This is a genomic window from Merdimonas faecis, from assembly GCF_001754075.1.
Taxonomy (GTDB): domain Bacteria; phylum Bacillota; class Clostridia; order Lachnospirales; family Lachnospiraceae; genus Merdimonas; species Merdimonas faecis.
The window spans coordinates 1-14,754 of record NZ_MIEH01000016.1 but is presented as its reverse complement, the minus strand read 5'-3'; the positions used below and the strand labels follow the sequence as shown (position 1 = coordinate 14,754).

The following is a 14,754-nucleotide window of genomic DNA, read 5'->3' as shown; positions in this document are numbered from 1 at the left end:
CTGTTTTATTCAGCCGCCTTGTCTGTAGACAGCTCGCCTACTGTCGTATGTACGCAGTCATCACTTGCAGGATCACCTACCTGTACCGGATTGCTGTCATCCATCTGCCACTGATACCATCCGCCGTCATACAGTTCCATATTGGTGTAACCATTTTCATACATGATCAGGAACGGAATTGCTGCTCTCCACCCGGTTCCGCAGTAAAATGCCAGCTCATTATCCAATGAAGCCCCGGACTCTGCCAGATATCCTTCCAGTACATCCACGCCAACGGTAGTCCCGTCATCGTTGCAGTAGGATCCGTCGTCTGTATCATGTCCCCAGATCGCACCTTCCGGCTCTCCGGCTCTGTCAATATAACTGTATCCGCTGGTCTCGCCCAGCCACTCAGCCTCGCTGCGGATACTTACCAGTTTGAAATTGTCGTCATTTTCCAGCTTATCCTGTACATCATCAATGCTGATAATATATTCAGGATGTGCAGGTACCGTTGTTCCGAATTCTTCCACTGCTTCCGGCTCATTGCTCTCGGACTCAGTTGCATATCCCGCATCATTCCATGCCGCAAGGCCGCCGTCCAGACATTTTACATTTTCCACACCTGCCCAGAGGAACGCGATGGCTACACGGTCATCTGCAGAGTTTACCCCGTCTTCGCCATAGCAGATTACCGTCGTGTCTTTGGTAATCCCGTAGTCCAAAAGCAGCTGCTCGATCTCTTCTGCCGAGCGGATATTCCACATTTCTTCAGATTCCACACTATCGGTATTCATATGATAAGCGCCTGGCACATGTCCTTTTGTATAGGACGGAGAGTCTTCCTCTTCTCCCCAGGAGCACTCCAGGATCACGTAGTCCGAAGATTCTTCCTGATTACCGTCGATCACGCTCTGAACCCAATCTGGTGTTACATATACCTTTTTCGTATCTACCGGATCAGCCTGGACATCAGACTCTTCCTCTGCCGCATCTGCGCCTTCAGTATTTTCTCCTGCAGTCTCTTCCTGTGTGTCTGATCCGCATCCGACTGCAAGAGATGCTACCATTGCTGTACATAACAGAACACTTACAAGTTTCTTTTTCATGATAACCCTCCTAAACTAAATGTTCTTTTATATTCTAGTCTGGCAGACTTCCACTGTCCAATTGATATCAATCATAAATCCGCTTATTTATCAGCCATTTCTATAGGGTATCAGTAGATTCCATACGACACAAATCGCTTCCTGCATAGGTTGCCTGAAATGGTTGCCCTGTAATTTTCCCATCTAAAAAGAGCCACAGACAAATGCCTGCAGCTCTTCATAAAAATATTCGATTTTATAAGAAAAGATACTTAAGCACAAACAGCACTGCCAGCACATACATCAGCAGGCTGATTTTCTTCTCCTTTGCCTTCCCTGTCATAACATTCAGCACCACATAGGAGATCACTCCCATGGAGATTCCTTCGGAAATGCTGTAGAAGAAGGGCATTGCCCCGATACAGATATAACAGGGCAGCGCCTCGGAAACATCGTTAAAATCAATATTCACCACATTGGTCAGCATATAGAATCCTACCACTACCAGAGCCGGAGCTGTAGCAAAGGAAGGGATTGCCAGGAAGATCGGCGACAGGAACAACGCCAGCCCGAACAAAATAGCTGTGGTCACGGCCGTAAGACCCGTACGTCCTCCTTCTGATACTCCTGATGCACTCTCCACAAATGTCGTGGTTGTAGAGGTACCAAGCACAGCCCCTGCGGTTGTAGCGATGGCATCCGCCAGCAGCGCCCCTCTGATATTTGTAAGCCTTCCATTTTCATCCAGCATATTTGCCTTGGATGAAACTCCGATCAGGGTTCCAATGGTGTCAAACATATCTACAAACAAGAATGCAAAGATTACCACCAGGAACTCCAGAGAGAAGATCCCGGAAAATTCCAGCTTGGCAAAAATCGGTGACAGGCTTGGAATAGAAAGCCCGGAGCTGAAATCCGGAAGTAGTCCGTAAAAGCCAAGCTCTGGGTTTGGAACATACAGTCCGGTAAACTGGCAGATGATCCCCAGAATCCATGTAATCAGGATTCCCCAAAGGATATTTCCTTTGACATTTTTGATCACGAGGAAACCGGTGATCAGGATGCCAATCACAGCCAGCAGCACAGTGATGCCTGCATCCTGGAATGAAGCTTCCACGCCATTTACCTCATTATAGCCCTCGACAGAAAACAGCTGCAAAAGTGTGGAACCTCCGATTACGATCTTTGCATTCTGCAAACCGATAAACGCAATAAACAGCCCGATTCCTACGCTCACTGCTGCCTTCAGGTTCTGGGGGATCGCATTAAAGATTGCTTCCCGCACATTCGTCAATGATAATACTATAAAAATAATACCTTCGATAAAAACCGCCGTCAGCGCCACTTCCCAGCGGTAGCCCATGCCCAGAACCACTGTGTAGGCGAAGTAAGCATTTAATCCCATCCCCGGCGCCAGTGCAAAAGGATAGTTGGCACAAAAAGCCATCAAAAGCGTTCCGATCAGCGCCGCAAGTGCCGTAGCCGTAAATACTGCTCCCTGATCCATCCCCGCATCGGCCAGAACGCTGGGATTTACCGCCAGGATATAAGCCATTGTCATAAACGTAGTGATACCTGCGATAATTTCTGTTCTGGCATTGGTTCCATTTTCTTTCAGTCTAAATACTTTCTCTAACATTCCTTTTCCCTCATCTCTCTACTGTCTGTTCTACTGGATGTCTACTGAATCTCACGGATCTTCTTCCTGAGCGCCAGCACCTGGTTGGGTGTTACGGACAGCTCGTCAATCCCCATCTGGATAAAGGTCTCTGTCAGATCCAGATCTGCCGCAAGATCACCACAGATGCTGATCTTTTTTCCTTCCAGATGTACATTATTCGCCACGATCCTGATCATCTTGATCAGCGCCGAATGGTGTGAGTTATAAAATTTGCCCAGCTTGTCATTTGTCCGATCCATGCCAAGAGTAAACTGGGTCAGGTCATTGGTTCCGATGCTGAAGAAATCCACTTCCCTTGCCAGTTCTCCGCTGATCATAACAGCTGCCGGTGTCTCGATCATAACTCCTATCTGGATATCCTCATCGAAGGCCGTCTTTTCCGCCTTCAGCTCCCTCTTTGCCGTCTCCAGCAGAAGCTTCGCCCTTGTCACCTCTTCGATAGCCGTGATCATTGGAAACATAATAGATACATTTCCATAAACCGATGCACGAAGGATCGCACGAAGCTGGGTCTTAAATACTTCCTCTTTTTCAAGGGAAATCCGGATCCCCCTCATTCCCATGGTAGGATTGGACTCATGGCCTACGTCCAGACAGTCCGCCTGTTTCTCCCCTCCCAGATCCGCCGTACGGATCACGACTTTTTTTACGCCCATAGACTCTGCCGCCAGCTTATAAACCTGAAACTGCTGCTCCTCAGTCGGAAGCTTTGGCCCGTTTTCCATATAAAGGAATTCGCTTCGAAACAGGCCGATTCCTCCGGCGTCACTGCGGATCACGTTCTCGATATCCTCTCTGGTGCCGATATTTGCACAGATATCAATCCTCTGTCCGCTCTGGGTAATGTTCTCCTTTCCCTTCAGGCGCTCCAGGTTTTTGACATGAGTCACGTTTGTATCCTGCTTCTGTTTCATTTTCGTCAGCGTTGTATAATCCGGCTCAATATATACCTTGCCCTCATAACCATCCACTACGATCATCTTACCGTCATAATCCTTTTTCAAGGCCTCCCCCAGGCCTATCACGGACGGAATCCCTTTTGTCCGGGCAAGAACTGCTGTATGGGAATTGATCGTACCGTATCTGGTTACAAAACCTAATACCTTATTTTTATCCAGCTGTACTGCCTCACTGGGATATAATTCTCCGGCCGCCATAACAAAAGGCTCGTCCATCAGCATCTTATCTTTCCAGCTTCTGGAGAGGACTCGAAGAAGACGGTTCGCCACGTCTTTTACATCTACATCATGTCCAGGAGTATAAATCTTATTTTCTGTATCCTCATTGGATAGATACTCCGAGATCACTGTCTGGATAGCATACTCTGCATTCAGTTTATCCTCTACGATAATACTGTTGACCCGATCCACCAGCGTCTGCTCTTCCAGAATGGTCTGCTGCATCTCAAAAATGGCGGCATTGGCATCTCCGACTTCCTTTGCCGCAGTATCATAAAGCACTTTTAATTCCTGAATTGCCTTCTGCCTGGCCTTCTGGAATCTCTGGACCTCCTTTTCCACATCCTTTACATAGATGCGCCGGATCTCCTTTCCTTCTCTTTTATAAAAAGTCAGCTTTCCAATGGCGATCCCCTCTGATACCTTTTTCCCCGTTAATGTTATCATACGCATTCGATCCTTTTCTAAAATCTCTTCATTTTTAAAGCTAGTTATACTTTACATGTTTGCTTACGATTCGTCAAGATACTTGCGGCTCATTGACTTTTTGCCCCCTGTTCCATTGACTTTTAGACGCACATATGCTAATCTGACCTCGTATTCTTTTAGTTATGCTCCGGCATGACTGATTACAATTTTTTCATTATTTATGGAGGTATCTATATGAAAGGTACGGTAAAATGGTTTAACAACCAAAAAGGCTATGGTTTCATCTCTGATGAGACAGGCAACGATGTATTCGTACACTACTCCGGCCTCAACATGGAAGGTTTCAAGACCCTGGATGAAGGACAGGAAGTAGAGTACGACGTAACTGAAGGCGCAAAGGGACCTCAGGCAGTAAACGTGACAAAACTTTAATTCCCTGGGCGGTAATCATGATTTGAATGTACCTTTTATAATATATAAAGCAAAGCAGCATTGATTTAGATATTTAAAAGCAATACACTAAAATTAAGATTATGGCTGAGACCGGCAGCAGGCGCTGTCGGTCTTTTCATGGTCGAAAGGGGACGTACACTTTTTGCAAAAGTGTACGTCCCCTTTCGCATTTGCCGGTGTCCCTTTTTGAGGAAGCCCCTGTCCCCATCTGCATTAACTACTTGTAGGAATCTCATTTTAGTGATATGATGGACAACGAAAGAAAATTGCATAGAAGGGAAATAAAGAACGTGACCTACAAAGAAGCAAGGGTATATTTGGACCACGTGTCGAAATACGGAAGTGTACTTGGCTTGGATACGATTCGTGAACTGTTGCATGAGCTTGGGGATCCGCAGCAGGATCTGAAGTTCATACACATCGCCGGAACCAATGGAAAGGGATCTGTGCTCGCATACATTTCATCCGTATTAAGCGAAGCGGGATACCGGACCGGCAGATATGTATCGCCGACAGTGATTTCCTATCTGGAGCGGATTCAGATAGACGGCGCCTCGATATCTGAAGAAGCATTTGCCAGACTGACTGATAAAGCACAGCAAGCTATTGCCCGCATGGAAGCAGCCGGTAAGCCAAGTCCGACTGTCTTCGAAGTGGAGACCGCAATAGCTTTTTTATATTTCAAAGAAACATATTGTGATTATGTCGTCCTGGAATGTGGTATGGGCGGCGAGGGAGATGCGACCAACATCATCCCCGCTCCTCTGTGCGCAGTGTTTGCCTCTATCAGCCTGGATCATCTGGGAATCCTTGGAAACAGTGTCGAAGAGATCGCACGGACCAAGGCCGGGATCATCAAACCTGGCTGCCAGGTAATCTCTGCGCCCCAGCCTGAGGAAGCCGCCTTAGCCTTAAAGGAAACAGCCCGGCAGAAGGGCTGTCCCTTCCATCAGGTGGATGATATGTGCATCAGGCAGATTCGGGAGGGTTGGAAAGGACAGACCATAGACTACCGGGAACAGAAGGGCCTGTACCTTCCGCTCCCCGGCGGCCACCAGGCTATCAACGCCGCTGTGGCGCTGGAAACCCTGGACAGCCTGAGGAAGCAAGGGCTTACGATCCCGGAAGGAGCCATTCAGGAAGGCTTTAAAAAGGTTCAGTGGTTCGGGCGCTTCACCTGTCTTATGGAAAGCCCCTGGTTTTTCATCGACGGCGCTCACAATCCGGCGGCCGCCCGCTGCCTGGCAGGGACGGTGCACCGCTGCTTTCCAGGCAAACGCCTCATACTGATCATGGGCGTATTCCGGGATAAGGAATATGAAGAGATTGCAAAAATCATGGCTCCACTGGCCAAATCCGTCCACACCGTCACCTTGCCGGATGAGGTTCGCAGCCTTTCCGCTGACGTCCTTGCCGACACCATGAGGCGGTTCTGCGGTAAAGAGGTTCCTGTCACTGCCAGCCCCGGGATTATGGAGGCCGTTGCATCTGCACTGAACGAAGCAGACGGCCAGGATGCGATCCTGGCATTTGGTTCTCTGTCATACCTGGGACGGATTAAGGACGCCGTGTCCAAGATATGTGAAACAAAGACGCCGTAAAAGCAGCCGAAAAACAATAGAAGAAATAAGAAATATAGAAGAAATAAAAAAGAAATAGAAAAGAGGATTGATAGGATGATCGATCAGGAAAAAATCAAAGAAGGGGTCCGGCTTTTGCTGGAGGGCATCGGCGAAGATCCCTCCCGGGAGGGTCTCATCGAGACCCCGGACCGGATCGCAAGGATGTATACCGAGTTATTCAGTGGCATGGAAGAAGCGCCTTCCACACATTTATCCAAAATGTTTCATACCGACAATACGGAAATGGTGCTGGAAAAGGACATTACCTTTTATTCCACCTGTGAGCACCATATGCTGCCCTTCTTCGGCAAGGTTCATATTGCTTACGTCCCTGACGGGAAGGTTGTTGGATTAAGCAAGCTGGCCCGGACGGTCGAGGTTTACGCAAGGAGGCTCCAGCTCCAGGAACAGCTCACTGACCAGATTGCGGACGCCCTTATGACCTGCATGCAGCCCAGGGGGGTCATGGTACTTTCTGAGGCCGAGCATCTGTGTATGACGATGCGTGGCATCAAAAAACCTGGCAGCCGGACCGTAAGCATGGCACGCCGCGGCGTCTTTAAGACAGATCCTGCCCTGGAAGACCGGTTCTTCCGGATGCTGGAAAAGAGGGACTGATATGGAACATGATATCTGCAGGGAACGGCTGGAGGCGATCCGAAACCACCCTCTCTACCAGTCTTCTCTTCGGCGTTTAAACGATCTGGAACGCGGCCGTATTTTCTGCCGTCACGGCATGGAGCATCTTTTAGACACTGCCAGGATTGCCTATATCAAAAGCCTGGAAAGAGCCCTTCCTCTTTCCAGAGATCTGATCTATGCCGCCGCCCTTCTCCATGACATCGGAAAATGGGAGCAGTATGAAAATGGCACGCCGCACGAACTTTCAAGCGCCCGGATTGCAGAAGAGATCCTTTCCGGACTTCCCCCTCATCTTAGATTTTCTCCGGAGGAAACCGAAACGATCCTGACTGCTATCCGCGGCCACCGGAAACTCAGGGAGACGCCAGAGCTTCTGGAGGCTCTCCTCTATGAGAGCGACAAAGCCTCAAGGGCCTGTTTTAGCTGCCCTGCCAGCGAAGCCTGTAATTGGGATACTACGAAAAAGAACAAGGAGATTGACTTATGATTATCAGGAACAGACATTTTGACACCGACCACCACACCTATATCATGGGAATCTTAAATACCACGCCGGACTCTTTTTCCGACGGAGGAAAATACAACAATTTAGACGCAGCCCTTTTCCATGCGGAAGAAATGATCAATGCCGGAGCCGATATTCTGGACATCGGCGGGGAGTCCACCCGTCCGGGCCATACTAAAGTCACGGATGAAGAAGAGATCAGCCGTACTGTCCCGGTCATTGAGGCTATCCGGAAACGCTTTGACATCCCGCTTTCCATCGATACCTACAAAGCAGGGGTTGCCCGCTGCGCCCTGGAGGCCGGGGCCGACCTGGTCAACGATATCTGGGGACTTAAGTATGATCCTGAAATGGCAGAAACCATCCAGAAATTCGGCGCATCCTGCTGCCTGATGCACAACCGTAAAGAACCGGATTACCAGGATTTCTTCCCGGATTTTCTGGAAGATCTGAAAGGCTGTATCCGCCTGGCAAAAGCGGCCGGCATCCCAGATGACAAGATCATGCTGGATCCCGGCGTCGGATTTGGAAAGACTTACGAGATGAACCTTGCCGTGATCCGGAATCTTGGCTGCATGCAGGAGCTTGGCTATCCGGTACTCCTTGGAACCTCCCGGAAATCCGTGATCGGGCTGACCCTTGATCTTCCCGCCGATCAGCGAGAGGAAGGAACCCTTGCCACCACTGTATACGGAATGACTCAAGGATGCGCCTTTGTCCGTGTCCATGATGTGCAGGCTAACGCACGGGCGATCCGCATGACAGAGGCTATTATGAATAAGGAGTGATTACTATGAACGATCAGATCACCATCAAAAATCTGGAAGTCTACGCCAATCACGGCGTTTTTCCGGAAGAGCAAAAGCTGGGACAGAAATTCATCATTTCTGCCATTCTTTATACAGATACAAGAATAGCCGGAAAAACGGATGATCTGGAAGCTTCCATTGACTACGGAACCATCTGCCAGACCATCACCCGCTTCCTGAAGCAGCACACCTATAATCTTTTGGAGCGGGCGGCAGAAATGCTGGCAGAGGATCTTCTTTTGCACACAAAAGGCCTGTCTTCCATTCAACTGGAAATCAAAAAGCCCTGGGCCCCCATCGGCCTTCCGCTTGAAACGGTTTCTGTCGCTATCGAACGTGGCTGGCATACCGTATACCTGGGTATGGGGTCTAATATGGGAAATAAGGAGGATTACCTTCTCCAGGCAGTCCAGGCATTAAAAGAAACCTCCTCCTGCCAGGTGGAAGCAGTCTCTGATTTTCTGGTCACAAAACCCTACGGCGTGACAGACCAGGATGATTTTCTGAACGGCTGTCTGAGGCTTCGCACACTCCTTACTCCCCGCGAGCTTCTGGACAGTCTCCACCACATCGAACAGGAGGCTGGACGGGAACGCACCTTACGCTGGGGCCCCCGGACGCTGGATCTGGACATCCTCTTTTATGACGATCTGATCCTGGGTGAAGCCGATCTTTGCATCCCACATGTGGATCTTCCCAACCGGGAGTTTGTTCTCCGCCCCCTGTGCGAGATCGCTCCTTACCTGCACCATCCGGTCACCGGAAAAACTGTATGGGAGATGCTGCAGGAACTTTAATCTGCCAGAAACACCCGCAAAAAGCGGGACCGGATATCCGATCCCGCTTTTTGCGGCTTCATACTTATATCTTTTCTTTTACTGGTTCGCTCTGTAAGCTTCATCCGCACTATATACGTCAAATCCGCTGCCCTTCAGAATATCCACCACTTTCAATGGATCATCGCTCTTTAAGACGGCCGCCGCATCGCTTCCATTGGCAAAGGCATACATGTATTCAATATTAACCCTGCCCTCCACGATCTGGTGCATCGCCTTGCTAAGGGATCCTGTCGCATGGGGCACGCGCAGTGCCACTACATCTGTCAGCATGGCTGTGATGCCCGCATCCTTTAAGGACGCCCGCCCTTTTTGCGGATCAGACACGATCATGCGGAGCATGCCGTAATCAGACGTATCCGCCAGGCTCAGCGCCACAATATTGACATCGTTCTTTGCAAGCACATCCAGCACATCGTCCAGACGTCCTTCTCTGTTTTCCAAAAAAACCGATAACTGCTGAATTGTATGATTCATACCCAAGTTCCCCCTTTTACAACACTCTGTTATCAATGACACGTTTTGCTTTACCTTCACTTCTCTGAATGGTCTTTGGCTCTACCAGCTTCACTCTTACAGATACGCCCAGTGCCTGCTTAAGCACGGCGCCCACTCTGTTTTTCAACTCATCCAGCTTACGGATCTCATCCGAGAAGTATTTCTCATCTACCTCTACCATAACCGTCAGCACATCCAGGTTATTCTCGCGGTCCACGATCATCAGATAATGCGGAGCCACACCGCCGCCCATAGACAGAAGCGCTGCCTCTACCTGTGTCGGGAATACATTGACGCCGCGGATAACCTTCATGTCGTCGGTACGTCCGGTAAATTTCTGGATCCGAGGAAGTGTTCTTCCACATTCGCATGCTGTATGATCAATGCTGGTCAGATCCTTCGTGCGGTACCGGATCAGCGGCATTCCTTCTTTAGCCAGCGTAGTAAATACCAGCTCACCGGTTTCTCCATCTGCACAAGGTGTCTGATCGGCAGGATTCAGGATCTCTGGATAGAAATAATCCTCATGGACATGCAGCCCTTTATGATGGATACAGTCCATTGCCACGCCAGGCCCGGTGATCTCACAAAGTCCGTAAATATCGAATGTATTGATGTGAAGGATACTCTCGATCTTCTTCCTCATCTCATCGGTCCAGGGCTCAGCGCCGTTGATGCTTGCCTTCAGCTGCAGACGGTCCACAATACCCGCTTCCTGTGCCGCCTCTGCCAGATACACTGCGTAAGAAGGAGTACATGCAAAGGCTGTAGCGCCGAAATCTTCCATACACATCAGCTGCCGTTTTGTATTTCCTGCGGACATCGGTATTGCCATCGCCCCCAGCGCCTGTGCACCAAAGTCAAGGCCCAGACCTCCGGTAAACAATCCGTAGCCATAGCAGATATGGATCCGGTCTCCGGCTGTGAGTCCTGCCATTGCAAGGCCTCTGGCCACACACTCACCCCACACTTCTACATCCTTCTGTGTATAAGAAGCCAGGGTCAGCTTTCCGGTTGTTCCGGAAGTTCCCTGTACTCTTACAATCTTCTCCTGCGGAACCGCAAGCAGTCCGAACGGATAATGATCTCTCAGATCTTCCTTGGTTGTAAACGGGAGCTTTCCGATATCCTCGATCCCTTTGATATCCCCGGGCTCTACGCCCATTTCATCCATTTTCTTCCGGTAAAACTCTACATGCTCATAAACATTCTTTACCTGCTTTACCAGCCGTTCACTCTGCAGGGCAGTCATTTCATCCCTGCTCATGCACTCAATTTTTGGATCTCTGATCATTTCTTTCCAGTTTTCCAACGCCACTCCTGCCATCTCTTTTTCTCTCCTCCTGTGTCTCTAAAATAATGATTTCTATAACTGGTAGCCCACATCAAATGCCTTTTTGTTAATTTCTACTGTTTTTGGCGGTACCGTTTTTTCAATGACCTCATACCACTGCTCTTTTGTAAAATCCATATGCTGTGCTGCAATTCCAAGGACGATCAGATTAAATACCCTGGAATTTCCAAGTTTTTTTGCTTCCTCTGTTGCATTGACCGTATATACCTTATGATTTTCCTTCAGGGTTTCAATAATGTGGTCCGGATACTGAGCCGCCCCAATCACTACAGGCATGGGATCGATCCGCCAGTCATTCACGACCAGTGCCCCGTCTTTTTTCAGGAAATGTGCATACCGTAAAGCTTCCAGGCGTTCGAAGGCAATGATGACATCTGCCTGGCCCTCTTCCACGATAGGCTCCGCCACGTTTTCTCCGTAGCGCACAAAGGTGACTACACTTCCTCCCCTCTGTGCCATCCCGTGCACTTCAGAAAGCTTTACATCATATCCTCCGGCAATCGCCAGTCCTCCCAGAACCCTGCTGGTCAGAAGTGTGCCCTGTCCGCCGACGCCGACGATCATAATATTCTTTGTTTCCATTATCTGTCACCCTCCTTTACCAGCTCGATCGCATCAAATTTACACAGGTTCTCACACAGTCCGCACCCGGTACACATGGTATCATCGATGCGGATGGTGCCGTCTGCATTTTTTGTCATGGCGGGACATCCCGGCTTCATACACATGCCGCACTTTTTACATTTATCCGTAAGGGCCCTGTAAAGCGGCTTTTTCGATTTATCAAGAAGCACACAAGGTGTTTTGGTTATGATCACAGACACCTCGTCCTTTGCCACCTCTTCTTTGATCACCTTCTCCAGGTTCACAATATCAAATGCATTGATTTCGATCACGTTCGGCACGCCGATAGCCTTGCAAAGCGCCGGAATATTGATCGCATATGTAGGATCTCCCTGCAGGGTCTTTCCGGTTGCCGCATGATCCTGGTGCCCGGTCATTCCTGTGGTGGAATTGTCCAGAATGAGTACTGTTCCAGTTGCTTTGTTATACATCATGTTCATCAGGGAATTGACACCGGTATGCAGGAATGTGGAATCTCCGATCACTGCCACCCAGTTTTTGATGTACTCTTTTCCCTTTGCTTTTTCCATTCCATGAAGGCTGGAAATACTTGCGCCCATACAGATGGTGGTATCTACCACGCTAAGAGGCGCCACGGCTCCCAGCGTATAGCATCCGATATCTCCTGCTGCGTGCAGCTTCAGTTTATTTAATACATAGTATACACTCCTGTGAGGACATCCCGGGCAGAGAATCGGCGGTCTTCCCGGCGCAGCTGCCGGTTTTTCCAGACCTAAATCTTCCTTTAAGACAGCCTCCCGGATCATATTGGCGCTGTACTCGCCCTGTACGGTAAAGATTTCTTTTCCAATGGCAGAAATCCCCCATGATTTTACCTGTTCTTCAATTACCGGATCCAGCTCTTCTACAATATATAAGGTCTCTACTTTAGAAGCGAAATCTTCGATCAGCTTTCTTGGCAGCGGATTTACCATACCAAGCTTCAAAACAGATGCCTCCGGCAGCGCTTCCTTTACATATTGATACGGGATTCCGCTGGTGATCACACCGATCCTGGTATCATTCATCTCCACTTTATTGATCGGCAGAGTGTTGGCAGCCTCAGCAAGCTCCAGATTCCGCTTCTCGATCTCCACATGGCGGAGCTTTGCATTGCCCGGCATCATGACGGTCTTCTGGATATTTTTTTCATAGGGTCTGTCTTCCGGACAGACACGCTCTCCCAGTTCCACGATTCCCTGTGAATGAGCCAGCCTTGTGGTGGTACGGAAAACAAACGGGCGGTCAAACTGTTCGCTCAGATCAAAGGCCAGCTTCATAAACTCCTTGGCCTCTGAACTGTCGGAAGGCTCCAGTACCGGAAGCTGTGCCGCTCTTGCCACCATCCGGGTGTCCTGCTCATTCTGCGAGCTGTAAAGTCCCGGATCGTCCGCCACTACAATCACGAGTCCGCCGTTTACCCCCATATAGGATACGGTGTATGCCGGATCAGCGGCCACGTTAAATCCAACATGCTTCATACAGGACATGGCCCGCACGCCTACCACTGACGCTCCGATAGCCACCTCGGTCGCTACCTTCTCATTCGGCGACCATTCACAGTACAGGTCGTCCTTATACTGTACCAGATATTCACTGATCTCCGTGCTGGGTGTCCCCGGATAAGCGGCAGACACCTTGACTCCCGCCTCGTATGCACCTCTGGCAATGGCTTCATTGCCCAGCATGATCACTTTTTTATTTTCTGACATACTACAATTCATCCTTTCGCTCTCAACGTTATAACCTGCACATTGTACTGTGCGTAACGCAGTTATTATACCATATTACTTTCACAGATTAAAGCATTAAGTTGACAAATTTTGCAATTTTCTTTTACCTGCCGGTTATACTTGTTTTGCCGGCTCATGCTTTTTACAGGTATATATGTCCGCTTCTACTTTCAATATTCCCACCGTCTGCTCCAGCCGTGGGTTTTCCCGGAATTCCGAAAAATCTTTTCCGGTCTGATGTTTCATCAGCTTTTCCAGCGCACACAGCTTTTCTTCCGGATCTTCTACGATCACAGCCTTTCCTTTTCCGATCACACTGGCAAAATAATAGCTGTACTGGCAGGCCTTATCACCTTCCATCAGTTCATGCCGTCCGTCCATTTCAAATCCCACCTCTGGATTCTTCCGGATCAGATCCAGTTTCTTTCCTTCCTTCGCTCCGTGAAAATACAGGGTCAATACCCCATCTTCCAACCGGTATCCGTAATTGAGCGGCACAATGTAAGCACCTCCCTCATCCGCAATTCCAAGCCGGCAGACTTTGCAGATATCCAGCACTTCCCGGATCTCTTTTATATCTGTGACTTCCCTTTCTTTTCTCCTCATCTTTGGTTTCCTCCTTATTCCTTAATTCTTGAATATAAACACCGGTATCGGCGGCTGATTTTTTCGATTATGGTACTGGTTAACAATAACCGTATATTCTTTCGGCGGAAGAGTTTTTAAGAATTCAAGAAGCCGATCTCGCTCCTCAAATCCGGTGTCTCCTCCGCTGTAAATGCAAAGGCTCATCATTCCTCCCTTTTTCAAGAGGTCAAGGCCCTTTTCTACTGCCTTAATGCTGGTGTCTGCCCTGGTTGCAATCTTATGGTCGCCGCCCGGCAGATAGCCGAAATTAAAACAGATGGCATCCACAGACCCCCGTTCAGCGTAGGAATCCATATGCTCATGGCTGTCCAGGATCAGTTCTGCTCTCTCTGCCATCCCCTGATCTTTTAACAATTCCCTTGTGGACTCCAATGCGGCCGGCTGGATATCAAAAGCCAGCACCCGTCCGCTTTCTCCAGCCAGCCGGCTGAAAAAAAGAGTATCATGCCCATTTCCCATAGTTGCGTCAATATAAAGACCTCCCGGTCTGGCCTGGGTGCGGAGAATCTCCTGGCACCAGTCTGTAATCTGTGATGGGCGCATCTCGCAGCTCCTCCTTCATCGTATCATAATGCAATCATTATATCACGATTATTTGGGGACGTACACTTTTGCAAAAAGGGACAGGGTAAAACGCAGATGGGGACACCCACAAACGCGATCGGGGACGTACAC

The 14,754-nt window shown here is 49.1% G+C and carries 15 protein-coding genes; 6 read left to right on the top strand and 9 right to left on the bottom strand.

The window, feature by feature from the left end; all coding sequences use genetic code 11:
- Nucleotides 1-5: 5 nt before the first annotated feature.
- From BKD12_RS07365 to ptsP, 3 genes are all read right to left on the bottom strand, one after another.
- On the bottom strand, nucleotides 6-1,088 hold the full coding sequence (locus BKD12_RS07365; protein ID WP_070088680.1) for a sulfurtransferase: 1,083 nt from the start codon (nucleotides 1,086-1,088) through the stop codon (nucleotides 6-8).
- 235 nt (nucleotides 1,089-1,323) lie between these two features.
- Nucleotides 1,324-2,706 carry an NCS2 family permease gene (locus BKD12_RS07360; protein WP_070088679.1) on the bottom strand — a complete coding sequence of 461 codons (1,383 nt, stop codon included), beginning with the start codon at nucleotides 2,704-2,706 and terminating at the stop codon, nucleotides 1,324-1,326.
- A gap of 41 nt (nucleotides 2,707-2,747) precedes the next feature.
- Entirely contained in the window at nucleotides 2,748-4,373 is a 1,626-nt protein-coding gene (gene ptsP, locus BKD12_RS07355; protein ID WP_070088782.1) for a phosphoenolpyruvate--protein phosphotransferase, read from the bottom strand.
- Between the two features lie 216 nt (nucleotides 4,374-4,589).
- On the opposite strand from ptsP, the gene BKD12_RS07350 reads away from it, so the two are divergent.
- The 6 genes from BKD12_RS07350 to folK all read left to right on the top strand — a co-directional run bounded on the left by BKD12_RS07350 (nucleotide 4,590) and on the right by folK (nucleotide 9,183).
- The gene (locus tag BKD12_RS07350) at nucleotides 4,590-4,787 is read left to right on the top strand and encodes a cold-shock protein (RefSeq protein WP_070088678.1); all 198 of its coding nucleotides are present in this window, start codon (nucleotides 4,590-4,592) and stop codon (nucleotides 4,785-4,787) included.
- 311 nt (nucleotides 4,788-5,098) lie between these two features.
- Entirely contained in the window at nucleotides 5,099-6,409 is a 1,311-nt protein-coding gene (locus BKD12_RS07345) for a bifunctional folylpolyglutamate synthase/dihydrofolate synthase (RefSeq protein ID WP_083262898.1), read from the top strand.
- 75 nt (nucleotides 6,410-6,484) lie between these two features.
- A complete protein-coding gene (gene folE / locus BKD12_RS07340; RefSeq protein WP_070088677.1) occupies nucleotides 6,485-7,048 on the top strand; it encodes a GTP cyclohydrolase I FolE in 564 nt (187 codons plus the stop codon).
- A gap of 1 nt (nucleotide 7,049) precedes the next feature.
- A complete protein-coding gene (locus BKD12_RS07335; protein ID WP_070088676.1) occupies nucleotides 7,050-7,559 on the top strand; it encodes an HD domain-containing protein in 510 nt (169 codons plus the stop codon).
- On the top strand, nucleotides 7,556-8,365 hold the full coding sequence (gene folP / locus BKD12_RS07330; protein ID WP_070088675.1) for a dihydropteroate synthase: 810 nt from the start codon (nucleotides 7,556-7,558) through the stop codon (nucleotides 8,363-8,365). Before BKD12_RS07335 ends, folP begins: the two co-directional genes overlap by 4 nt.
- Nucleotides 8,366-8,370: 5 nt before the next feature.
- On the top strand, nucleotides 8,371-9,183 hold the full coding sequence (gene folK / locus BKD12_RS07325; protein WP_070088674.1) for a 2-amino-4-hydroxy-6-hydroxymethyldihydropteridine diphosphokinase: 813 nt from the start codon (nucleotides 8,371-8,373) through the stop codon (nucleotides 9,181-9,183).
- A 78-nt stretch (nucleotides 9,184-9,261) separates the two neighbouring features.
- Here the strand turns inward: folK and BKD12_RS07320 are convergent, their stop codons facing one another.
- The 6 genes from BKD12_RS07320 to BKD12_RS07295 all read right to left on the bottom strand — a co-directional run bounded on the left by BKD12_RS07320 (nucleotide 9,262) and on the right by BKD12_RS07295 (nucleotide 14,622).
- On the bottom strand, nucleotides 9,262-9,699 hold the full coding sequence (locus tag BKD12_RS07320; RefSeq protein WP_176730936.1) for an ACT domain-containing protein: 438 nt from the start codon (nucleotides 9,697-9,699) through the stop codon (nucleotides 9,262-9,264).
- 16 nt (nucleotides 9,700-9,715) lie between these two features.
- A complete protein-coding gene (locus BKD12_RS07315; RefSeq protein WP_070088672.1) occupies nucleotides 9,716-11,047 on the bottom strand; it encodes a phenylacetate--CoA ligase family protein in 1,332 nt (443 codons plus the stop codon).
- Between the two features lie 39 nt (nucleotides 11,048-11,086).
- Nucleotides 11,087-11,656 carry an indolepyruvate oxidoreductase subunit beta gene (locus tag BKD12_RS07310; protein ID WP_070088671.1) on the bottom strand — a complete coding sequence of 190 codons (570 nt, stop codon included), beginning with the start codon at nucleotides 11,654-11,656 and terminating at the stop codon, nucleotides 11,087-11,089.
- On the bottom strand, nucleotides 11,656-13,410 hold the full coding sequence (iorA, locus tag BKD12_RS07305; protein ID WP_070088670.1) for an indolepyruvate ferredoxin oxidoreductase subunit alpha: 1,755 nt from the start codon (nucleotides 13,408-13,410) through the stop codon (nucleotides 11,656-11,658). Before iorA ends, BKD12_RS07310 begins: the two co-directional genes overlap by 1 nt.
- Before the next feature lie 135 nt (nucleotides 13,411-13,545).
- Nucleotides 13,546-14,037 (bottom strand): pyridoxamine 5'-phosphate oxidase family protein, encoded by a 492-nt coding sequence (locus BKD12_RS07300; RefSeq protein ID WP_070088669.1) that lies wholly within the window; start codon nucleotides 14,035-14,037, stop codon nucleotides 13,546-13,548.
- A 21-nt stretch (nucleotides 14,038-14,058) separates the two neighbouring features.
- A complete protein-coding gene (locus BKD12_RS07295; protein WP_070088668.1) occupies nucleotides 14,059-14,622 on the bottom strand; it encodes a tRNA 5-(aminomethyl)-2-thiouridylate-methyltransferase MnmM in 564 nt (187 codons plus the stop codon).
- Nucleotides 14,623-14,754: the final 132 nt, after the last annotated feature.